Annotated in this window: 18 protein-coding genes; 8 read left to right on the top strand and 10 right to left on the bottom strand. The window is 44.7% G+C overall.

The window, feature by feature from the left end; translation table 11 throughout:
- Nucleotides 1-506 precede the first annotated feature (506 nt).
- Together F597_RS0107385 and F597_RS0107380 are read left to right on the top strand one after the other, a co-directional pair.
- Entirely contained in the window at nt 507-1,055 is a 549-nt protein-coding gene (locus tag F597_RS0107385) for a chromate transporter (protein ID WP_139224064.1), read from the top strand.
- Between the two features lies 1 nt (nt 1,056).
- The gene (locus F597_RS0107380; RefSeq protein ID WP_019539091.1) at nt 1,057-1,614 is read left to right on the top strand and encodes a chromate transporter; all 558 of its coding nucleotides are present in this window, start codon (nt 1,057-1,059) and stop codon (nt 1,612-1,614) included.
- Here F597_RS0107380 and F597_RS0107375 read toward each other — a convergent pair.
- From F597_RS0107375 to F597_RS0107330, 8 genes are all read right to left on the bottom strand, one after another.
- Entirely contained in the window at nt 1,608-1,964 is a 357-nt protein-coding gene (locus F597_RS0107375; protein WP_019539090.1) for a hypothetical protein, read from the bottom strand. The two genes, F597_RS0107380 and F597_RS0107375, sit on opposite strands and share 7 nt — an antisense overlap.
- Nucleotides 1,961-2,455, bottom strand: a complete 495-nt coding sequence (locus F597_RS0107370; RefSeq protein ID WP_019539089.1) for a GNAT family N-acetyltransferase — start codon at nt 2,453-2,455, stop codon at nt 1,961-1,963. The genes F597_RS0107375 and F597_RS0107370 overlap by 4 nt, the downstream gene beginning before the upstream one ends.
- A gap of 57 nt (nt 2,456-2,512) precedes the next feature.
- Complete coding sequence (gene topA, locus F597_RS0107365; protein WP_019539088.1) at nt 2,513-4,933, bottom strand: type I DNA topoisomerase; 2,421 nt, start codon at nt 4,931-4,933, stop codon at nt 2,513-2,515.
- Nucleotides 4,934-5,098: 165 nt separating this feature from the next.
- Nucleotides 5,099-5,767, bottom strand: a complete 669-nt coding sequence (locus tag F597_RS20305) for an IMPACT family protein (RefSeq protein ID WP_019539087.1) — start codon at nt 5,765-5,767, stop codon at nt 5,099-5,101.
- A 76-nt stretch (nt 5,768-5,843) separates the two neighbouring features.
- A complete protein-coding gene (locus F597_RS20300; protein ID WP_019539086.1) occupies nt 5,844-6,113 on the bottom strand; it encodes a DUF6496 domain-containing protein in 270 nt (89 codons plus the stop codon).
- Nucleotides 6,114-6,262: 149 nt separating this feature from the next.
- Entirely contained in the window at nt 6,263-7,057 is a 795-nt protein-coding gene (locus F597_RS0107345) for an ADP-ribosylglycohydrolase family protein (protein ID WP_019539084.1), read from the bottom strand.
- 260 nt (nt 7,058-7,317) lie between these two features.
- Nucleotides 7,318-9,855 carry an adenosylcobalamin-dependent ribonucleoside-diphosphate reductase gene (locus F597_RS0107340; RefSeq protein ID WP_026327237.1) on the bottom strand — a complete coding sequence of 846 codons (2,538 nt, stop codon included), beginning with the start codon at nt 9,853-9,855 and terminating at the stop codon, nt 7,318-7,320.
- Between the two features lie 503 nt (nt 9,856-10,358).
- On the bottom strand, nt 10,359-11,627 hold the full coding sequence (locus F597_RS0107330) for a serpin family protein (RefSeq protein WP_026327236.1): 1,269 nt from the start codon (nt 11,625-11,627) through the stop codon (nt 10,359-10,361).
- A gap of 298 nt (nt 11,628-11,925) precedes the next feature.
- Between F597_RS0107330 and speA the strand changes: the two genes are divergently transcribed.
- A complete protein-coding gene (speA, locus tag F597_RS0107320) occupies nt 11,926-13,824 on the top strand; it encodes a biosynthetic arginine decarboxylase (protein WP_019539079.1) in 1,899 nt (632 codons plus the stop codon).
- On the opposite strand, the gene F597_RS0107315 is transcribed toward speA, so the two are convergent.
- Nucleotides 13,812-14,711: a cation diffusion facilitator family transporter gene (locus F597_RS0107315; RefSeq protein ID WP_019539078.1), complete on the bottom strand. Its 900-nt coding sequence runs from the start codon at nt 14,709-14,711 to the stop codon at nt 13,812-13,814. The genes speA and F597_RS0107315 overlap by 13 nt on opposite strands.
- A 17-nt stretch (nt 14,712-14,728) precedes the next feature.
- Nucleotides 14,729-16,873, bottom strand: a complete 2,145-nt coding sequence (locus F597_RS0107310) for a S9 family peptidase (protein WP_019539077.1) — start codon at nt 16,871-16,873, stop codon at nt 14,729-14,731.
- 265 nt (nt 16,874-17,138) lie between these two features.
- Here F597_RS0107310 and F597_RS0107305 point away from each other — a divergent pair, with 265 nt between their 5' ends.
- The 5 genes from F597_RS0107305 to F597_RS0107285 all read left to right on the top strand — a co-directional run bounded on the left by F597_RS0107305 (nt 17,139) and on the right by F597_RS0107285 (nt 22,437).
- A complete protein-coding gene (locus tag F597_RS0107305) occupies nt 17,139-17,489 on the top strand; it encodes a DUF488 domain-containing protein (protein ID WP_019539076.1) in 351 nt (116 codons plus the stop codon).
- 6 nt (nt 17,490-17,495) lie between these two features.
- Entirely contained in the window at nt 17,496-18,830 is a 1,335-nt protein-coding gene (locus F597_RS0107300; protein ID WP_044060117.1) for a dicarboxylate/amino acid:cation symporter, read from the top strand.
- 165 nt (nt 18,831-18,995) lie between these two features.
- Nucleotides 18,996-20,243, top strand: coding sequence for an efflux RND transporter periplasmic adaptor subunit (locus tag F597_RS0107295; protein ID WP_026327233.1), 1,248 nt, complete (start codon nt 18,996-18,998; stop codon nt 20,241-20,243).
- A 217-nt stretch (nt 20,244-20,460) separates the two neighbouring features.
- Nucleotides 20,461-21,135: an ABC transporter ATP-binding protein gene (locus F597_RS0107290; protein WP_019539073.1), complete on the top strand. Its 675-nt coding sequence runs from the start codon at nt 20,461-20,463 to the stop codon at nt 21,133-21,135.
- Nucleotides 21,136-21,150: 15 nt separating this feature from the next.
- The gene (locus F597_RS0107285; protein ID WP_019539072.1) at nt 21,151-22,437 is read left to right on the top strand and encodes an ABC transporter permease; all 1,287 of its coding nucleotides are present in this window, start codon (nt 21,151-21,153) and stop codon (nt 22,435-22,437) included.
- The last annotated feature ends 8 nt before the right edge of the window (nt 22,438-22,445 follow it).

The following is a 22,445-nucleotide window of genomic DNA, read 5'->3' as shown; positions in this document are numbered from 1 at the left end:
AAATAATTTGGAAGTTTCATTTTTAGCCCCTATCTTTGAAAATACAATTGAATGAGTTATTGCCGCATTGGTCGATTGGGAAACTCATCAATTACATTTTATGAACCGAGACTCGTTTTTGGTATCAATGGCGGGCCGCATCCTTCGGGATTCCGGTTTTACCGGGACAGCGGATTACAAAGATACCCGGACACTCAAATCCTGTCATAAGGAGTTTCGTCTTATTCCACCGGTGCGGCTTTTTATAAAAAGCAGATTAGCAAGAAGATCTTCTCTGATTGCAGTCTGCTTTTCACTTTATATGTAAGATGATTCAAGATTTAGCTACGCTGATTTTGGCTCCGCCGAACGTTGTTTCAATTCAGATTTAAGATTATGAATTGCAAATCGACGTAATCAAATCGTAAAATTATCACATTAGTTTTATCAGTCTCATTGGCACTACATGTTCCGACTTGTCGGGATTAGTCTCATTGGCACATTGACACATTAGTTTGATGGCTACAATAAAACAATATTGGGAACTCTTCCTTATCTTCTTTAAGATCGGCGCCTTCACTTTTGGAGGTGGTTACGCCATGATTCCCCTTATCCGTAATGAGGTGGTCAACAAAAAGAGATGGCTGGAAGATGATGAATTTATGGATATGCTTGCCATTGCCCAGTCCATGCCGGGGCCTATTGCGCTGAATACAGCCCTGTTCGCGGGAAATAAACGGCTTGGGTTCAAGGGGAGCCTCTTTTCAGGCGCAGGCGTTATCCTACCCTCGTTTATCGTGATCCTGCTTATCGCCATGGTATTTACTCAATTCAAAGATAACCCGCTGGTAGAGCGTATTTTCAAAGGGATCCGTCCCGCAGTGGTAGCGCTGATTGTCGCTCCACTGTTGAGCCTGGGTAAATCAGCCGGTGTAAGATGGAAAAACCTATGGATTCCGGTTGTCGTGGCGCTTGCAGTCTGGCAGCTAAACGTCTCCCCTATGTATATTGTACTCGCAGCTATCCTTTTAGGAATTTCCCATTTTATTTATTTGAGAACGAAAATAAATAAGTAATATGGAACTATTGGACCTGTATCTGGCATTGTTTGTAGCGTTCTTTAAGATCGGCCTGTTCGGTTTTGGAGGAGGGTATGCCATGCTGCCTCTTATACAGCACGAGATCGTCGATACGCATCAATGGATGTCGGTAAGCGACTTCACAGATATCGTAGCTATCTCGCAGACCACGCCGGGGCCTATAGCCTTCAATTCAGCTACTTATATAGGTTATTCGGCCGTTACGGAGATGGGATTTGCGTCGGGTTACGGAGTGATTGGCTCGGCAATCTGCACCTTTGCGGTAAGTCTTCCCTCTCTTATCCTGATGACACTTGTCACCGCCTTTTTCTTCCGGCTCAAGAATAACCCATGGATGCAGTCAGCCCTCTCGATACTAAAACCGGCTATTATCGGATTGATTGCCTCTGCAGCACTTATACTGATCACCCCCTACAATTTTATCGATTATAAAAGTTGGATTATTTTCGGAGCGGTATTAGTGGCATCCATCAAAAAGGTAGATCCCATCCTGCTCTTTTTTCTCTCCGGAGTGATCGGGTTGATTTTTTACTGAACCGGTTTCTCTGATATCCCGGATTCATTTGTCTTATTGAATACTTCCTTTTGAAATTCCCCTGACTCTTTTAGTGCTTTTTTCAATGCTTTCTTTGCTTTCTGCCTACGCCGTGCTCTCTTTCCCCCACGGATAAGTAGTATCAGCAAGAACAGGAGGAATACCGCAATCAGGATCAAAAACCATGTTTCAGTATAAAATGGATCGCTGGTGTAGTCAATATCTATATTAAGGTTGATGCCGGCTATCTCTTCGGCAGCAACACCCGACAACGGGACTGATACTAAACCCCATAATCCTGCAACTCTCCTAAATATCGTTTTCTGTTCTATTCTATTTATTTTCCTCATACTACTTTCTGATAAGCAAGCCGTTCCGTTCCGTTGGATACATAGATGATACCACAGCGGGTAAATCCGAGTTTTTCCAGGATCTGCTGCATCACCCGGTTATCACGATGGGTATCTACCCGGATGTTGCGGCACTGTTCGAAACACCACCGGAAACAAGCTTCAGCCACTCCTTTTTCCTTTCCTGCCGATGCGATACGATGCACTGTACCATAGAGGTCACTATTGAGCCATTCCCCTTTATAGATCTTCTTATAAGTGGGATCTTCTCCGACAATAAAGCAGAAAGTCCCGACCAGCTCTCCATCCTGATTTTCACAAACGAAACTATGTCCGGCACCGATCTCTTCCGTGATATATGCAGTCGAAGGATATCCCTCTATCCATTGTGAAGCATTCCCTGTACGGCACATAAAATCACGTGCGATGGCGTATATTTCCATCACCTCCGGCAGATCGTCATAGGTTGTGGGTCGTATCCGGGTGATCATTTTAATTATTTACAGCACCACAGTTGAATTGTCCTGATTCTTGACTCTTATCTCTCTTTATGCCTTTTTGGCTGATGTTTTCTTTGCCGTCGCCTTCCTGGCTGTCGGTTTTCCCGTAGTTTTCTTTGCAGTTGCTTTAGCAGTGGTTGCTTTTCCTGCTCCTTTTTCCGTTTTGGGCTCTTTCCCCTTATCGGTATCTGCAATGATCTTCTGACAATCTTCAAATGAGAGCTCCTCAGGTTTCCGTCCCTTTGGAATTTTATAATTCGACTTTTTATAGGCGATATAAGGACCATAACGCCCGTTCAGCACCTGTAGATCGGGTTCTTCCTCAAATGTTTTAATGATCTTTTCCTGATCTTTTTTCTCTTTTGCTTCGATCAGTTCGATAGCTTCATCAAGTTGGATCTCTAATGGATCGACTCCTTTGGGTAGAGAAACAAACTTACTGTTGTGACGGATATAAGGGCCGAAACGGCCCACTCCTATCACTACCTCTTTTCCCCTGAAGTCACCAAGTGTCCGCGGTAGTTCAAAGAGTTTAAGGGTCTCTTCGAGGGTAATGGTTTCAATGGATTGTGATTTCTGTAATGAAGCAAAAAGCGGCTTCTCCTCTTCATCCTGGGTACCGATCTGCGCCATGGCGCCATAACGGCCGATCTTCACAGACACCTGCCGTCCCGTCTTAGGATCTGTACCCAACACCCGTTCCCCCGCCTTATGTTCGGTACGCATCTGGGATGTCTCCTCCACAATGGGATGAAACATCTTATAGAAATCAGCGATTGCTTTATTCCACTGCGCTTTTCCTTCGGCAATCCTGTCGAAATCCTTCTCCACATTCGCAGTGAAGTTATAATCGACGATCGAGGGGAAATATTCTATCAGAAAATCGTTCACAACCATACCGATATCGGTCGGGATTAATTTGTTTTTGTCGGCGCCGGCAATTTCTTTCTTGTCGGTGTCTTTGATAACACCTTTTTTGAGGGTAAGGATATTATAGATTCTCTCTTCTCCTTCTACATTTCCTTTTTCCACATACTCCCGATTAATAATAGTGGAGATGGTCGGTGCGTAGGTGGAGGGACGTCCGATACCCAGTTCTTCCATCTTTCTCACCAATGCCGCTTCGGTATATCTTGGAGGGCGCTGTGTGAAACGCTCCGTAGCATTGGTTTCCAGCATGGCAAGTTGTTCACCTTTTTTCATGGGAGGTAACATCCCCTCTTCATTCTCCCCGTTCTCCTCATCAGTCCCTTCCAGATAAACGCGCAGGAAACCGTCGAATTTGATCACTTCTCCGTTAGCCACGAATTTACCGTCGTTGTTGGAGATGGTAATATCCGCAGTGGTACGTTCCAGTTCGGCATCGGCCATCTGCGAAGCAATAGTGCGCTTCCAGATCAGTTCATAGAGTCGTTTTTCCTGGACAGTACCATCGATCTCATGCGTACTGATATAGGTCGGCCGGATGGCTTCGTGCGCTTCCTGTGCACCTTTCGACTGGGTAGCATACTGCCGGCTTTTGATATATTTCTCTCCGTATTGCGCGTCAATCTCCGTCTTAGCGGTTCCGATCGCCAATGCAGACAGGTGTACCGAGTCGGTACGCATATAGGTGATCTTCCCCGACTCATAGAGACGTTGTGCTACCATCATCGTCTGTCCCACCGAAAAGCCTAACTTGCGTGATGCTTCCTGTTGCAGGGTGGAGGTAGTGAATGGAGGTGCGGGTGATTTCCTGGCCGGGCGGACGTGGACATCTCCCACGGTAAAGGTCGATGTCTTGAGTTTCTCTAACAATGCCAGCGCTTCGGCTTTGGTCTTTAACCGTTTGTTGTATTCGGCCTTGATCTCATACTGATGGCCGTTTTCCTCTTTCGTGAAATGAGCTACGATACGGTAAGCTGCTTCCGACTGAAAATTCTGGATATCCCGTTCCCGCTCCACGATAAGGCGTACGGCAACCGACTGTACACGTCCGGCAGAGAGGGCGGGTTTTATCTTTCTCCACAGTACCGGTGACAGTTCAAACCCCACGATACGGTCAAGAACCCTCCGCGCCTGCTGTGCATCTACTAAGTTCTGATCAATGTTACGGGGATTCTTGATAGCTTGCTGAATGGCATCCCTGGTGATCTCATGAAACACAATACGTTTGGTCTTATCCTCTTTCAGGTCCAGTGCATCGAAGAGATGCCATGAGATAGCTTCTCCTTCACGGTCCTCATCGGAAGCCAACCATACCGTTTCGGCTTTTTTTGCCGCCGCTTTCAGTTCAGAGACAACTTTTTTCTTATCGGATGGAATTTCATAGATCGGTGTGAAACCATTCTCGATATCAATGCTAAAATCTTTTTTCTTTAAATCGCGAATATGTCCATAGCTGGACATGACATGAAAATCCTTTCCGAGAAACCTCTCAATTGTCCTTGCTTTTGCAGGCGACTCAACGATAACCAGGTTTTTATCCATTCAAAATGATCTTTCTTCTTATTTATTCTATTAGAAAACAATGCACGTCTTATAAACAATTTTCTTCTATCTCACCTCATCCGAACTTAACAAGTCTACTTTTCGGGTGCAAAAGTACTAAGTTTTGTGCAAGGAGCAACAATTTTCCCCGAAATTCCTTCTTTATTAAGGTGTTTTATGCTTATCTCCTGATTTGGAATCGGGGAATTGGGATTTGGGATCGGCCGGTCTGCTTTGCGGATAGGAAACGGCAACCCCATGAATAGATGTCAGTATATCAGAGAGTTGCAAAGACAGTGAACGACGTATTTCCAGGCGCATGCAGCAACTATCGGTAAAATTCTGTGTCCATCGCACAGCGTCAAATTGTTTTAACACACGCATCACCTCGTTAAGTAAAATATAATCGAAAGTAATATCGATGGTATCGTCCACTGTTCTCTCCACGATCTTCGCGTTGGCAACAGCATCGGCAGCAGCTTCCTTGTATGCCTTGATAAGTCCTCCTGTCCCCAGGAGAGTACCACCGAAATAGCGTACTACGATGATAAGCACATCGGTCAGTTCTGCCGAATTGATCTGCCCAAGAATAGGTCTTCCGGCCGTTCCCGACGGTTCACCATCATCGTTCGAACGGAAATCGTTTCTCTCCCACCCCAGCATATATGCCCAGCAGACATGACGGGCATCGTAATATTTCTTACGCTGCTCCTCCAGGATTACCTTTACCTCATCGGCACTCTTTACCGGAAAGATATGAGAGATAAATTTACTCTTTTTTTCGGTAATATACCCTTCGGCAGGCCGGATCACGGTCTTATAAGTATCGTCCATACCACAAAAATAGTAAAAGTGGATGGAACAGGCATAATGCCGACAGGGTTGTTTTAATGTTTCACGCTCAACTTAATTATTTCTTTGACTGTTTCTGCTGTTTTGAAGATGTCTTCTTATCGGATTGTTTTGATGTTGTTTTTTTGTCCGACTGTTTCGAAGATCTTTTTTTATCTGGCAGTTCCGGGACTTTATATCCGGCCTGGTCTGCCTCGGAAATTCCTATGGCGATAGCCTGGTCTCTGTCGGTTACTTTTTTGCCGGCCGAAGTCTTTAGTTTTCCCTTCTTAAATTCAGACATAACTTCGCCGATCTTTTCCTGTGCTTTTTTCGAATACTTAGCCATACCAGTTCCTTTCTTTTTTATATTTATAATAGACTACGATACAGGTATATAAACATATCTGCTCAGATAATGTTCCTCCCACGGTATTTCCTTTATCAATATTTATACGCAAATAATTCTCTTTAACAGCTATTATGCCTATGACTCTTTTATCTCGAAGATATTCTCTTTTCAAACAGGTTCAACAGGTCGATGAACGTTTCGGGTAAGATGTTATATACAAAATCGAGAATATAGATGGGGATTTCCTTGTAATAAGCTGCTGCAATGGCTCCTGTCATACAGGCTATGGTATCGCTGTCGCCTCCGATTGAAATAGCCAGCCGGATAGCGCTTTCATAATCCGAACTTTCGAGGAAAGCCCTGATCGCTTGTGGGACGGAACCCTGGCAAGTAGTGTCGAAAGTATAATACGAACGGATCTCATCAAGCGTAAAATTGAGATCGTAGCCAAAAGTTTCGGTGATGTATTGTTTTATTTCATCCTTCGTTTTTCCCTTTCGGGCGAAAAAAACGGCAGAAGCAACTGCCTGTGCGCCTTTGATACCTTCAGGATGATCGTGGGTCACTTCCGCTGTTTGTCTGGCAACGTCCAGCACCTCTTCCAGCGTGTCAAAGGCAAAACCGACAGGACTCACACGCATCGCCGAACCGTTTCCATAACTTCCATATGGTGCACGGTTTTCCGATTGCAGCCACTCGATAAAAAAGCCGCCATAACCCCGGTAAGGATGCTTCCGTCCATATTTCCAAATAGTTTCGGCAAAATCTTTGTCATGGAGAATAGCATCGGCCACAGCGACCGTGAGTACAGTGTCATCCGTAAAGTCCGATTTATCCGAGAACAACGGAAACTTTGTCGTCTTCATGTTATTCCGTTCAAAAACGGAACCAATGATATCACCCGCGATTGCACCTATGATAGTTGGTGTAGGATAAAGCATAATTATTCAAAGATTTATCGTGTTAGACGATTTATCGTTTTGATGCGTACTTATACTGAGGATGATTTCTTCTCAAATCACTATCACCCGTAAGTTTTACTTGTGATACATAACACCTACGAAAATATGATTTTACATTCTAAATTGCAAGAATTATAGGTATATATCAAAAGGCTTACCCGCCAAACCGGTAGTTGAACCGGAATGACGGGTAAGTAAGTTATACAGGATATGCTCAAACCTACCTGAAAGGTGTCCCTTTAACACTTGGATGCACCGCAGTTACGGCACTTAAGGCATCCTTCCTGATAAACCAATGTTTCCTGACCGCAGACAGGACATTTCTGCCCTTTGGCTTCGGTTTCGTTGGGCAGGTATTTCTTCAGTGCCCGCTCCACACCGTTCTTCCATGTGTTAATGGTCTCGCTGTCGAGTTCCAGTCCCGATACCAGCTTGATCACCTGGTCGATAGGCATCCCGTAACGCAATACACCGGAAATCAACTTTGCATAGTTCCAGTACTCGGGATTGAACTTACCATCCAGCCCTTCGATGGTCACCTTGTAACCACGCCTGTTCTGGAACTGGAAATCATAATGCTTCCGGCCGTCGCTGTCATATGCCTTGATAATCTTCCCGGAAGTAACCGTCTTAGGCAACATAATACCATCATCCTCATCATTGATCCCAGTGAAGATCTCATACGGCCTGCCATTATGTAATCCGATGAAAGCGATCCACTTCTCCTTATTATTCTGGAACTTGATCACATCGGCTTCCAACTCAACAGGACGGGAGGTGACAATTGCCGGCAATTCGTAACAGTCATCGTCTTTTTCTTCTTTTTTGTCACCGTTGGAGATAAGCACACCGGCCCGCGATCCGTCGCGATAGACCGTACAACCTTTACAACCGCTCTTCCATGCTTCCATGTATAATTCGCCCACCAGCTCCTCGGTCACATCATTCGGCAGGTTGATAGTCACGCTAATTGAGTGGTCTACCCATTTCTGCACTCTTCCCTGCATCTTTACCTTTTGCAGCCAGTCCACATCGTTGGAGGTAGCTTTATAGTAGGGTGATTTTGCCACCATCTCATCGATTTCTTCGTTGGTGTAGCGTTTGGTAGTAGAATAGCCCTTGGCTTCCATCCAGGTCACGAATTTATGATGGAACACCGTGTATTCTTCCCATGAATCGCCGTTCTCATCCACGAAGTCGATCTTCACATCCTTGTCATTGGGGTTTACCTTACGACGACGGGTATAAACAGGCAAAAAGACCGGCTCGATACCCGAAGTGGTCTGCGACATAAGACTGGTTGTTCCTGTAGGGGCGATGGTAAGGAGGGCTATATTACGCCTTCCGTATTTCACCATATCCTCATACAGCTGAGGATCAGCCTCTTTCAGGCGATTGATAAAGGGATTGTTTTTCTCTCTTTCTATATCGAATATTTCGAATGCACCCCGCTCTTTTGCCATCTCCACAGATGAGGCATAGGCATTGAGTGCCACTGTACGGTGTACTTTTTCCGAGAAATCATTACCCTCGTCAGTTCCATAACGAATACCCAATGCAGCGAGCATATCTCCCTCTGCAGTGATACCTACACCGGTACGACGCCCTTGCAGGGTTTTAAGTTGGATCTTCTTCCAGAGATTACGCTCGGAATATTTTACTTCTTCCGATTCGGGGTCGGCTTCTATTTTTTCGAGGATCATATCGATCTTTTCCGATTCCAGATCCACGATATCGTCCATGATACGCTGCGCCAACCGTACATGTTTGCCAAACAGTTCGAAATCGAAATAAGCATCCTTCTTAAAGGGATTCACCACATAGGAATAAAGGTTGATAGCCAACAGGCGGCAACTATCGTAAGGACACAAAGGGATTTCACCGCACGGATTGGTCGATACGGTTCTGAAACCCAGGTCGGCATAACAGTCGGGGATCGACTCGCGGATGATGGTATCCCAGAACAGCACACCAGGTTCAGCCGATTGCCAGGCATTGTGCACGATCTTTTTCCATAACCTCTCGGCATCAATCGTTTTTTCATATTTCGGTTTGTCGGAATCGACAGGAAACTTCTGTACATAGGGTTTTCCTTCTGATGCAGCTTCCATAAATCCATCATCGATTTTTACCGAGATATTGGCTCCGGTTACTTTACCCTGCTCCAACTTGGCATTGATAAAATCTTCCGAGTCGGGATGCTTGATAGATACGCTCAACATCAGAGCACCTCTACGACCGTCCTGTGCCACTTCACGCGTGGAATTGGAGTAGCGTTCCATAAAAGGAACCAAGCCAGTGGAAGTGAGTGCCGAATTCTTTACGGGCGATCCTTTCGGCCGGATATGAGAGAGGTCGTGCCCTACCCCGCCGCGGCGTTTCATTAATTGTACCTGCTCCTCGTCGATACGGATAATGGCGCCATAGGAATCGGCATCGCCATCCATCCCTATCACAAAGCAATTTGATAACGAGGCCACCTGGTAATCATTTCCGATACCGGTCATAGGACTTCCCTGGGGAATGATATAACGAAAACGGTCGAAAAGGTCAAACAACTCTTTTTCGCTCAATGGATTGGTATATTTCTTTTCGATCCGGGCTACTTCTTTGGCCAAACGCCAATGCATATCTTCGGGCGTCTTTTCATAGATATCACCCTGACTGTCTTTGAGGGCGTATTTGCTTACCCACACCTTGGCCGCCAGTTCATCGCCCTGGAAATACCTTAACGAGGCGTTATAGGCTTCGTCGAAAGTGTATGTCTTCTTTTTCATCAGGAAAAAATTATATAATAAATAAAATTTCAATTACATTAGACATTTTGAATCGCCTTCGCTTCTCGATTTCCAATTCTGCGCTCGGCAAAACCAAAGCAAGCTTTGTTTCTGCTCTCACTTAACGAAATAGTTCTAAAATGTCACTTATTCTCCAAAACAGACCACTCAATTTATCAAAGTAAGGTTTTTTGGTTTTGCAAGTTTATGGAAAGTTTCTAAGAATCCAAAATTTTTATCTATTTTTTTATCAACAAAATCCCAAAGTTCTCCATAAAAAATCATAAAATATTAATAATCAGATAATTAATTTTACCAAAGAGAGAAAAAGTTTTCCAATTGGTATAACTTCACTGAATTTCAAACAAATAAATAAGTAAAAAAAAGAATATAAAAAACAGAGAAAATATAAATAAAAAAATCACCCAACAGGTGAAACCTGCTGAGTGATAGGACTCCCGGATGATTAATAAGTCGTCCCGGATTATAAATGGTGTATAAATCTACTTGTCGAAATTTTTTACTGCACCCATAAAGAGAATGGCACCGGTGGAATTTTCCTGAATGAGATAAAGGAAAGGACGATTAGCGTTAAATACCACTTTTTCCGGATTTACAGGAAGGGAGGTCATTATCATCCCGATTGTAGTAACAGCTGCCGCTTCGGTACCCAACTCATCAGTACTGATATAGGTATCCTGTTTAACGAAATCAATTTTAGCAGGTGCATCACTCATCCGTGAAAAATCGGCCGCATTGGCAAAAGCGATCCCCATCCCCATTTTTGCAAGTACCTCATTCAACCTTTTACTATACTCTGTTTTGAATTTAGGTAAGGAGAGTTCAACCTCGGTCTCATGTAATCCCGACTTCAAATTTTCCCAATAACCCTCCTGACGGGTTGTTGCTATCACATCCTGTAGTTTTTTATCCTCTGCAGGCAGGAGTACCATCATACTGAAAGCCTGATTACCATAGGGAAGTTGTACTAACTGGAGGTTCTCATCATTGGTATAATTAAACTTTGCAGTTTGCTTCATCATCTCCACATTTTTCCGTGTACCATTTTCATAGGTAAACGGCCTTTCAGAAGTGTTCTTCTTGTCAAATTCTGAAGTCCATATACCTTTAAAGTAAATGGCATTAAGCAGATACATCAGATCTTCAGGTTTGGTATTCTCTATCACTTTCTCTATCAAACCGTTGGTATTATCCGATGCCCACTTATTAATAATACTTACGGTTTCAGGACGAGTAAAATCGACAGCTTCTACAGTCGCCTCATAGAACGAGCGATTAGTATTAACAAAATCGGGCTTGATCTTAACGGATTGATTGGTAAAAATAGCGTTGGCAATTGATAACTTAGTAGAAGGATCTGTTTTTAATAATGCCTCCCTGAGTTTTTTATAGTAACTATTGAGTTCATCATCGGAAAATCCATCCATTTTCAGCGTTTGCTGCATAGCCTCCTTTGTTTTGCCGGCAGCACCGTTCCATGTCATGGCAAGAGCCATGCTCAGGCTCAGCGGCGAAACCATAAAATTATTGTCTTCGCCGAGGGATTCTTCCACAAACAGATGTTCAAAGAATTCAAACGCAAAAGTCTGGTCTGCACGTACCATCTGCTGCTCTGCCGAGCGCAGGTCTATCCGGATGGGATCGGGGAGATCTCCGGCCCGCACATCACTGCCGTTTTTATCACAAGACATAGCCCAAAACAGGCTTGTAATAATTACCATTAATAATAATGAGTTGATCTTCGATAGCATAACAGTTATATTTAAGTGAACATTCTCCATTTACATATTTATATGATGTATTTAAACGGCAAATTGTTGCAAAAAGACCATTAAAAAAGGTAAAAAAGAGAAAAGGTGGGAAGGCGGGAAGGTGGGAAAGATGACCGGGAGACTGAGGGGACTGGGAGATGGCTGGAGATGATGGATGAAGATTTTGGCTGCGGTAACTGTAAATGACAAAATTAATGCGTATTTTTGCCTGCTGATTGATCAGGCCTTATACTGGTTGATCGAATTTATGTATCACCTTTAAATAGTGTCTGTCGGAATGAGAAGATGGCGTATTGAAGACTCGGAAGAGTTGTATAATATCAACGGTTGGGGAAACGGTTATTTCTCCGTCAACGAAAAGGGTCATGTGCAGGTAACTCCACGTAAACAGGGAGGCTATAGCGTAGACCTGAGCGAGCTAATGCGTGAATTGTACCTGCGCGATGTTTCAGCTCCCGTATTGATACGGTTTCCCGAGATACTGGACAACCGTATTGAAAAGATATCCCAGAGCTTTGCCATCGCATCCAAAGAATATGAATACCACGCCCAGAATTACATCATCTATCCTATCAAGGTAAATCAGATGCGTCAGGTAGTAGAGGAAATCGTTTCAAGTGGTAAAAGATTCAACATCGGCCTTGAAGCCGGCTCCAAGCCGGAATTGCATGCCGTACTTGCAATCAATACCGATAACGACTCGCTTATCATATGCAACGGATACAAAGATGAAAGCTATATTGAACTGGCGTTGCTGGCGCAAAAGATGGGAAAGAAGGTGTTTATTGTGGTAGAAAAACTGAATGAACTCGACCTGACCATCCAGATCGCTAAGCGGCTAAAGGTAAAACCCAATATTGGTATCCGTGTGAAGCTGGCCAGCTCCGGCAGTGGCAAGTGGGAAGAGTCGGGCGGCGACGGCAGCAAATTCGGACTCAATTCGAGTGAACTGCTTGAAGCACTGGAGGTGCTTAAAACAAATAAGATGGAGGATTGCTTTCAGCTTATCCATTTTCACATAGGAAGCCAGATCACAAAAATACGCCGCATCAAGACGGCGCTGCGTGAAGCAGCACAGTTCTACGTGCAGCTCCATGCCATGGGGTTCAAGATTAAATATGTAGATATAGGAGGAGGATTGGGTGTCGATTACGACGGCACACGTTCCTCTTTTACCGAAAACAGTATCAATTATTCTATTCAGGAATATGTGAATGACTCTGTATTTGCTTTTGTGGATGCGGCAAACAAGAACGAGCTACCCCACCCCGACATTATCACAGAATCGGGACGCGCACTTACAGCACATCATTCGGTTTTAATCTTTGAAGTGCTGGAAACGGCTACCTTACCGGCATGGCCGGAGGACCAGGAGTTGGAAGAGGATGCCCATGAATTGGTGAAAGAACTCTACAATATTTGGGATACGCTTACACAGGCGCGGATGCTGGAAGCATGGCACGACGCACAGCAAATAAGGGAAGAGTCACTCGACCTTTTCAGTCTGGGCATGCTCGATTTGAAAACCCGGGCACAGATGGAGCAACTCTATTTCTCCATCGTGCGGGAAATCAATATCACCAGCAACCGGGCTAAACATGCCCCCGAAGAACTAAGGCAACTATCGACTCTGCTACCCGACAAATATTTCTGTAACTTCTCGTTATTCCAGTCGCTACCCGACTCATGGGCTATCGACCAGGTGTTTCCGATCATCCCAATCCACAGGTTGGACGAGAAACCCGACAGGACAGCCACACTGCAGGATATCACCTGTGACTCGGACGGGAAAATATCCAACTTTGCTTCGCAGGATGGATTCCGATCCGCTTATCTTCCCGTCCATTCTCTTAAAAAAGATGAATCTTATTATATAGGTGTTTTCCTGGTGGGGGCTTATCAGGAGATTCTGGGCGACCTGCATAACCTATTCGGCGACACCAATGTGGTACATGTTTCTACGGGCGAAAGCGGATATAAGATCGATCAGATGATCGATGGTGAGTCAGTAGCGGAAGTACTGGAATATGCGCAGTATAATCCCAAGAAACTGGTTCGTACCGTGGAGACCTGGGTGATGAGCTCCGTAAAACAAGGGAAGATCTCGGTAGAAGAAGGGAAAGAATTCCTCTCGAACTACCGGTCGGGGTTGTACGGATATACTTATCTGGAATAAGCGCATTCCTCGTCCACCACTTCAAACTCAATGGTACAGTGCTGTACCCCCATTGACAGCAGTTTGTCCCGGATCTCCAATTTTAGTCGGTGTTGTGCCTCCATCGGAAGAGCGCTACGAAGTACCACGTGAACGGTCATTACGTTATATTCGCCGTCTACCGACCATGCATGGAGATCGTGTACATCTTGCACTTCTCCGATTTCCAGTAGCGACCGTTTCACTTCTTCCATATCAAGCTGCGAAGGACTTCCCTGCAAAATAATACGCAAGCTTTGACGGATATTTCTATACACATTATAAAGGATATAGAGAGAAATGAGAATGGAAAGGAGAGGATCGATAAATGGCGCGTCGACAAAATACATGATCCCTGCACCTATCAATACCGCCAGCCACCCCAGCACATCTTCCAGGAGATGTAGCGACACTACCCTTTCGTTGATTGAGCTTCCCTTCCTCAGCCGAAGGACAGCCATCCCGTTAATGATCACTCCCAGAACGGCAAGCAACAACATCCCTTTCACATCGGGATGTTGAGGATTAAACAGACGGGGAATAGCATGCGTCAGGATCAGAATACTTCCCACCAGCAGTACCACCGAATTGATCACGGCTCCTAATAACGAAAAACGTTTGTAGCCATAGGTATATTCCTTGGTTCGGGGTCTCTTTGCCACTTTTTGGAAATACCATGACAGCCCGAGCGAAAAACTATCGCCCAGATCATGGACTGCATCCGAAAGGATTGCCACACTATTGGTTATCAAACCACCGACTAACTCAATAATGGTGAAAGAAAGATTCAGAAAAAAAGCCGCTCTGATATTCTTTACATCCGTGTGTCCGTAGTGATGATCGTGATGGTGGTGCTGATGTGCATGCATAACTAATTCAACTCTGTCTATTTATCGATCCCGACACGATTCAGGATAAAGGCAAACTCAAAGGCAGTATCTTTGATACCGTCATATCGCCCCGTAGCACCTCCATGGCCTGAATCCATATTCATATGAAGTAACAGGATATTATCATCCGTCTTCAGTGCACGCAGTTTAGCCGCATATTTGGCCGGTTCGTGAAAAAGCACCTGCGAATCGTTGATACCGCCGGTAATCAATATATTGGGATAATCCTGCGCGGTGATATTATCATAGGGCGAGTAAGAAAGGATATAGTTGTAATATTCCTCTTCATTGGGGTTCCCCCACTCTTCATATTCACCTGTGGTGAGTGGCAGCGTATCGTCGAGCATAGTGTTGACTACATCGATAAACGGTACCTGCGCTACGATAGTCTGGTAAAGGTCCGGACGCATATTCGCCACGGCACCCATCAGCAATCCCCCTGCACTTCCCCCCATCGCAGCCAGTCTGTCGGAAGATGTATAACCATCCTGTATCAGTTTTTCGCTGCAGGAGATAAAATCGGTAAAGGTATTCTTTTTATGCAACAGTTTGCCATCTTCATACCATTGCTCACCCAGGTCACTTCCTCCACGGATCTGGGCAACGGCGTACACAAAACCGCGATCGATCAGGCTGTACATGCTCGCACTGAAATAGACATCGGAACTTATTCCGTAACTTCCATAGGAATAGAGCAACGCGGGATTGCTGCCATCTTTCTTCAATCCTTTCTTGTAAACGACAGCCATCGGAACCTGCACTCCGTCGGGAGCGGTCGCCCAAAGCCGTTCCACTGTATAATCATCAGGGTTGAATCCGGAAGGCACTTCCTGTTCTTTCAGTTTTTCCGTTTCTTTTGTCTCTATGTTATATTCGTATAAAGTAGTGGGGCGGTTAAGCGACGTATACGAATACCGGAAAGTGACGGCATCATATTCGGGATTACCGCTGAGTGATGCCGTATAGACCGGTTCGGGAAAAGCAATCGTTTCCGTTTTTCCCTCTCCGGACACCGGTTTGATCTGAATTTCAGCCAGTCCGTTTTTCCTTAACTCGAGCAACACATGATCTTTCAGTATATCGATCGATTCTATACGGACATTTTTATCATGGGGCATAAACAGTTTCCAGGTAGCACGATCTTCATAGCCGGTGAGCGGCATTTCGTAGATCATACCGTTAAGATTCTCTTTGTCTTTATAACGCACAAAAAACTTGTCCTTATGCGGATAAACACTATACTCCACATCCTGCACGCGGGGAAGGAACACTTTAAACGGATCGGCAGGCCGGTCGGCAGAGATATATCTCTCTTCGGATGTGGTAGAACTTGCACTGGCAATAAAAATATGCTGCCTGGTCTTGCTACCGTAGACGTAAGTGCCAAAACGGGCATCCGTCTCTTCATATACCAACTCACCTGCTGTCGCATCCAGTTGTTGCCTGTATATTTTAGAAGATCGTAATGTCTGGTCGATCAGGCTGTAGAAAAGCGTCCTGTTGTCGTTAGCCCATGCTACCGAGGCAACGCCATCCATCGAAAACCCTACATCTTCACCCGAAGCAAGGTCTTTGACTTTCATTTTAAATTCGGCATATGAACCGGTCTCATTATAGAAATAAACCGCCTTGCTGTTATCCGGACTGATAGAATAGCCTCTGAAAATAAATGCAAGTTTCCCTTCGGCCATCGCATTCACATCGAAAATAATCTCTTCCGGGGATTCCATCGCCCCTTTACGACGACAATAGGTGCGATACTGTTTCCCTTTTTCAGTGCGGCTATAGTAGTAATAACCATCCTTAAACGAGGGATAACTCTCATCATCCTCTTTCATTCTACCTACAATCTCATCAAAAATGGTCTGCTGAAGCGCTTTGGTAGAGGCCATTATGCTATCTGTATAGATATTCTCGGCATTGAGGTAATCAATTACCTTCGGGTTGTTTTTGTCTTTCAACCAATAATAGTTGTCGACACGCTGTTGCCCGAAGTTGATAAACGTATCGGGAATCACTTCCGCTACCGGAGGAGCGGGAAAATCGGATTGTTTCAAAATCTTCACTTCTTCTTTTTTAGGATTGCACGATACGACCATAAGTGTAATAACACTCACAATCACCAAATTAATATGTCTCATGCGATTATTTTATTTCTGTTTATTCAATCGTCCGATTTACCGGGTCATTTCACCATTATATTGACTCTTCTATCGGGTTCGTAAGGCAAAATTACATGATTTTTTCTGAAAATAACACGAACTCATAAAAATAGCTATTTATGCAGTAAGAGCAGGGAGTGAAAATCTAAGTGAAAAAATGTTGAACTTTCTATTTATCCTTTTGTTATAAAGTGGCAATTCAATCAATCTAACGGATATAATAATACCGCATAATTGAAACATTATGATCCGGATTAAGCGTATATATGAACAATTGGGTGATGATGACGGTTATCGTATACTGATAGACCGGCTTTGGCCCCGCGGCATATCCAAAGAAAAAGCCGATGTGGATCTCTGGTTGAAAGAGATCGCCCCGTCAACCGAATTAAGAAAGTGGTTCCAACACGATCCTGCAAAATGGAAAGAGTTTGGTGAACGATACCGGAAAGAGCTCTTCAAAGAAAAGGAGAACCTGCACCGGATAAAAGACCTCGAAAAAGAGCATGGTAACGTGACACTGCTCTACGCAGGAAAAGATGAGGAGCATACCCATGCATTGGTATTACTGAAAATGTTAAATAAAAAAACGTAATTAAAAGTGAGGAAACTCCCCCTGCATTGGAAGATAGTAATAGGAATGACGCTCGGCATATTGTTCGGCGCACTGGTCAGTAACTTCAGTTGGGGGAAACAGTTTGTAAGTGACTGGATCGCCCCTTTCGGCACCATCTTCATCAGGTTATTAAAGTTGATAGCAATTCCGTTAATCTTTACTTCGTTAGTAAAAGGGATATCCGACCTGAAAGATATATCGAGATTCCGACATATCGGAGTCCGGACTATTATTCTATATATCAGTACCACAGTAATTGCTATCATCATCGGGCTGTTGCTGGTTAATACGCTAAAGCCGGGAGCCGGGATCTCGCAGGAGACTATTGACGAGTTGACAGAGACCTATGCGGGAAATACATCCATCATCACCAACCTACAGGAAATAGAACAGCAAGACAGCGGTCCATTGACTTTCCTGATCGATATAGTACCTGAAAATATTTTTACCGCTTTCGGCAATAACAGTTTGATGTTACAGGTGATCTTCTTCTCTATCATTTTTGGTATCAGCATGTTGTTGATCGATCCGGAAAGTGCAAGACCGGTCTCCAGACTGATCAACGGATTGAACGAAGTGGTGCTGAAGATGGTCAACCTGATCATGCTGATGGCGCCCTTTGCCGTATTTGCTCTTCTGGCACAGATTATTGTCAGCACCGACAATGTGGAAATACTCCAAAAATTACTCTTCTACGGAGCCACTGTGGTTTTAGGGCTTATACTGATGCTTAGCTTCTACCTGATCGTCGTCTATCTTTTTACAGGAAGAAATCCCCATTGGTTTATCAAGGGGATTGCTCCGGCACAACTTCTCGCTTTCTCCACCAGTTCGAGCGCAGCCACATTGCCGGTGACGATGGAGCGGGTAACTGAACACCTGGGTGTAGATAATGAAGTGTCGAGTTTTGTATTGCCGGTAGGCGCCACTATCAATATGGACGGCACCAGTCTTTACCAGGCCGTGGCCGCAGTCTTCATCACCCAGGCACTTCATTTCCCATTGGATTTCTCCGACCAGTTGACTATTATTCTTACCGCTCTGCTGGCTTCTATCGGTGCAGCAGCCGTACCCGGTACCGGAATGATCATGCTGGTAATCGTACTGGAATCGATCGGCTTTCCTGCCGACAAGTTGGCGATCGGCCTTGCATTGATCTTTGCCATTGACCGTCCGCTCGATATGTGTCGCACAGTAATCAACATCTCAGGCGACGCCATGGTATCAGTGGTAGTAGCCAAATCACTTGGCAAATTACATCATTCTGTACAAAAGGAAGAAAATCCACTCCATAATCAGAATGATATATCCCTGCACTAATCCTTCTTCTTTTCCGTAGTTACATCTCTACATCTTTCCAAGTGTCCGCTTCCGTACAGAACTGTTCGGAAACGGACACTTAATCTCCACATTCAATCCTAATAATCAGCGTATTATATTTATGGCATGCGTTTTGTTTTTAATAAAGCAAAACAGACAACATATATGGACAGAAAAATACCCAAAGATGTTCTCCTCAAAGAGAAAAGAAAAAGATGGATCAAATATGGAACTATTATCCTTTCCTCTATAGTGGTCATCGCTGTGATCATCTCCTTGCTCCGGGACAGTATATCCCTGAAAAATATCCAACTCTCCTCCGTCGATAAAGGAACGATTGAAGTTACCGTGAGCGCATCGGGAAAAGTGGTACCGGCATTTGAAGAGACCGTCATTGCTCCTATCGAAAGCCGTATCATGAAAGTGCATAAAAGAGCCGGCGACTCCGTAGATGTAGGTACTCCTCTTTTGCAACTCGACCTGCAAAGCATTGAGACCGATTATCGTAAAATGCTGGACGAGCTACAAATGCGACAGTACCGTATCGAACAACAGCGTATCAAAAACAGCAGTACACTCAGCGATATGGAGATGCAGCTAAAAGTGAATGATATGCAGATCGACAAGATGGCGGTAGAAGTGGTCAACGAGAAATACCTCGACAGCATCGGAGCAGGTACTACCGATAAGGTGCGTGAAGTGGAGATCAGTTACAACGTAGCAAAACTGGAACAAGAGCAGGCACGCAAAAAATTCGAGAACGACCGTAAGGTGGCTGATGCTGAATTACGCGTACAGGAACTGGAACTGGAAATTTTCCGCAAAACACTTGCCGAGACCAGACGTATCCTCGAAGATGCACAGATCCGCTCTCCACGGAAAGCCATACTCACTTATATCAATAATCAGGTGGGCGCCCGTGTGGGACAGGGAATAGAGGTAGCTATCCTGTCAGACCTGTCACAGTTCCGTATCGATGGCGAGATTGCCGACAGTTACGGTGACCGTATTTCTGTTGGAAGCAAGTCTGTCGTAAGGATCGGAAGTGATGAATTGACGGGGGTTGTCAGCAACGTCACCCCACTGTCGAAAAATGGTGTGATCCAGTTCACCGTGCAATTGGATGATCCCGATAACCAACGATTGCGGTCGGGATTACGTACCGATGTTTATGTGATGAATGCCGTCAAGGAGGACGTATTACGTATTGACAACGGCACATATTACAGTGGTCAGGGCACGTATGAACTGTTTGTACTGAATGGCGGTACCCTTGAAAAACGAAAAGTACAATTAGGCGAAAGCAATTATCAATATGTCGAAGTGATCTCCGGTCTGGAACCGGGCGACCGCGTAGTAGTATCCGATATGAGCCGGTACAGGGATAAGAGCAGGTTGAAAGTGTCTGAATAAAATGCCAATGAGACCAATGTGCCAATGTGGCTACATGCCAACATGCCAATGAGACCAATGTAAACAATAATTTAATGATTAAATTGGTAGATAAATTTCATTGGCACATTAACTACACTTCGTTCCGTTGAACGTTGTTTGACATATTAATAAATTAGCACATTGGTTTAGTCTTGGCTCCCAAGAAGAAGTAATATTTAAACAAATAAATGACAAAATGGAAACGATGATTTTATTGGACAAAGTACACAAAATTTACCGTACAGAAGAGATTGAAACCGTAGCATTGGAAAACGTGAACCTCGAAGTGAGGAAAGGTGAATTCCTGGCCGTAATGGGACCGTCGGGGTGCGGCAAATCGACTCTTCTCAACGTGATGGGCTTGCTCGATGCACCCACATCCGGAAAAGTAATTATCGACGGCAAAGAAACAGCTGAAATGAAAGACCGTGAACTAGCCAGGTTCCGCAACGAAAACCTGGGCTTTGTGTTTCAGAGCTTCCACCTGATCAATTCACTCAATGTGCTCGATAATGTAGAACTTCCTCTACTTTATCGCAAGACGGGAGCACGCGAGCGTCGCCGGCTGGCAGAGGAGGTACTTACACGCGTCGGCCTGTCACACCGGATGCGCCATTTTCCCACACAACTATCGGGCGGACAGTGCCAGCGCGTAGCCATCGCCCGCGCCGTCATCGGTAACCCGTCGATTATACTTGCCGATGAGCCGACAGGAAACCTTGATTCGAAAATGGGCGCTGAAGTAATGGACCTACTTCACAAACTCAACTGCGAAGACGGTCGTACCATCGTGATGGTAACGCACGACGAAAGCAAGGCCAAAGAAACTTCACGTATCATCCGCTTCCTCGACGGTCGACAGATCTCATAAAGAAAATCTAAAAAAATGATTCAACAATATTTCAAACAGGCGTGGCGGCTACTGAAAGAGAATCCAGTATTAAGTGCCATTTCCATTATTGGCACAGCATTGGCGATCTGCATGATCATGGTGATCGTGATGTCGCATCAGGTAAAAAATGCCCCTTATCCGCCCGAAACCAACCGGGATCGAATGCTGTACGTGAAATGGATGTCAAGCAGGGAAAAAAATTCGACGAACACTGGCTCGTCCAACGGCCCGATGGGTTACGGTTTCGCCAAATCATGCTTCAAAGCACTGGAAACACCTGAGGCAGTCTCTATTGTGTCAGCTTTTGCACCATCGGCTATGGTAGCCATGCCGGGCCAGAATATAGCTGAGAATTATGATAAAATGCTTACCGACGAGGATTTCTGGCAGGTATTCGATTTCATATTCATTGATGGTAAACCGTACACAAAGGCCGATGTAGACGCCGGATTACGGAAAGTCGTCATCACTGAAAAAGTAGCCCTCAAAACATTCGGTACCACAATTGTTTCCGGACAACGCATTTTGATCGATTACACGGAGTTTACAGTAAGCGGTGTGGTAAAAGATGTCTCTGCACTGGCAACGGCCGCTTACTCGCAGATATGGATGCCGATCACTACCGAAATTCTTCCGGAAGGGGGTGCAGAGGGAATAAGCGGCTCCTGCAGAGTATTTATTCTGGCAAAACACAAAAGAGATTTTCCGGCAATAAAGGAGGAAGCGGAAATACTTCGTAAAAAATACAACGACGGAACGACTACCTACGAAGCCTTCTATCGCAATCAACCAGATACCCATTTCGTCTTTTTACATCGTAAATGGGCAAACCAGGAACCTGATATGAAATCAATCGTACGACAATCGGTCATTGTACTGGTGCTTTTGTTGATCGTTCCAGCCATCAACTTATCGGGAATGATGAATTCAAGGATGAGAAAACGCCTCTCCGAACTCGGAGTAAGGCGGGCCTTTGGAGCCTCTCAGAAAAACCTGCTTTCACAAGTGATGTGGGAAAGTATGCTGCAAACACTGTTAGGCGGTGCATTAGGTTTAATTTTCTCCTACATTGCCGCTTATGCCCTGAAAGGAATAATTTATGAAAACAGTGATATGGCATTCCATTTGGGCGAGGTCACCCTCAACCCTGTTTCATTGCTCAGTCCCGCTATTTTCCTATACGCACTTCTGTTTTGCCTGTTACTTAACACGCTATCTGCATTTATTCCCGCACGGAACGTATCACACAAGCCCATCGTAGATTCTATTCACTCAAAATAAATCATATT

It is taken from the genome of Proteiniphilum acetatigenes DSM 18083 (assembly GCF_000380985.1).
Classification (GTDB): Bacteria; Bacteroidota; Bacteroidia; order Bacteroidales; family Dysgonomonadaceae; genus Proteiniphilum; species Proteiniphilum acetatigenes.
The sequence above is the reverse complement of the archived record's forward strand: the minus strand, read 5'-3'. Positions and strand labels throughout refer to the sequence as shown.

Bases quoted from the DNA above. Each gene is read 5' to 3' on its own strand.
- F597_RS0107380 (WP_019539091.1), top strand. From the start codon at position 1,057: ATGGAACTATTGGACCTGTATCTGGCATTGTTTGTAGCGTTCTTTAAG.
- F597_RS0107375 (WP_019539090.1), bottom strand. From the start codon at position 1,964: ATGAGGAAAATAAATAGAATAGAACAGAAAACGATATTTAGGAGAGTT.
- F597_RS0107370 (WP_019539089.1), bottom strand. From the start codon at position 2,455: ATGATCACCCGGATACGACCCACAACCTATGACGATCTGCCGGAGGTG.
- topA (WP_019539088.1), bottom strand. From the start codon at position 4,933: ATGGATAAAAACCTGGTTATCGTTGAGTCGCCTGCAAAAGCAAGGACA.
- F597_RS20305 (WP_019539087.1), bottom strand. From the start codon at position 5,767: ATGGACGATACTTATAAGACCGTGATCCGGCCTGCCGAAGGGTATATT.
- F597_RS20300 (WP_019539086.1), bottom strand. From the start codon at position 6,113: ATGGCTAAGTATTCGAAAAAAGCACAGGAAAAGATCGGCGAAGTTATG.
- F597_RS0107345 (WP_019539084.1), bottom strand. From the start codon at position 7,057: ATGCTTTATCCTACACCAACTATCATAGGTGCAATCGCGGGTGATATC.
- F597_RS0107340 (WP_026327237.1), bottom strand. From the start codon at position 9,855: ATGAAAAAGAAGACATACACTTTCGACGAAGCCTATAACGCCTCGTTA.
- F597_RS0107330 (WP_026327236.1), bottom strand. From the start codon at position 11,627: ATGCTATCGAAGATCAACTCATTATTATTAATGGTAATTATTACAAGC.
- speA (WP_019539079.1), top strand. From the start codon at position 11,926: ATGAGAAGATGGCGTATTGAAGACTCGGAAGAGTTGTATAATATCAAC.
- F597_RS0107315 (WP_019539078.1), bottom strand. From the start codon at position 14,711: ATGCATGCACATCAGCACCACCATCACGATCATCACTACGGACACACG.
- F597_RS0107310 (WP_019539077.1), bottom strand. From the start codon at position 16,873: ATGAGACATATTAATTTGGTGATTGTGAGTGTTATTACACTTATGGTC.
- F597_RS0107305 (WP_019539076.1), top strand. From the start codon at position 17,139: ATGATCCGGATTAAGCGTATATATGAACAATTGGGTGATGATGACGGT.
- F597_RS0107295 (WP_026327233.1), top strand. From the start codon at position 18,996: ATGGACAGAAAAATACCCAAAGATGTTCTCCTCAAAGAGAAAAGAAAA.
- F597_RS0107290 (WP_019539073.1), top strand. From the start codon at position 20,461: ATGGAAACGATGATTTTATTGGACAAAGTACACAAAATTTACCGTACA.
- F597_RS0107285 (WP_019539072.1), top strand. From the start codon at position 21,151: ATGATTCAACAATATTTCAAACAGGCGTGGCGGCTACTGAAAGAGAAT.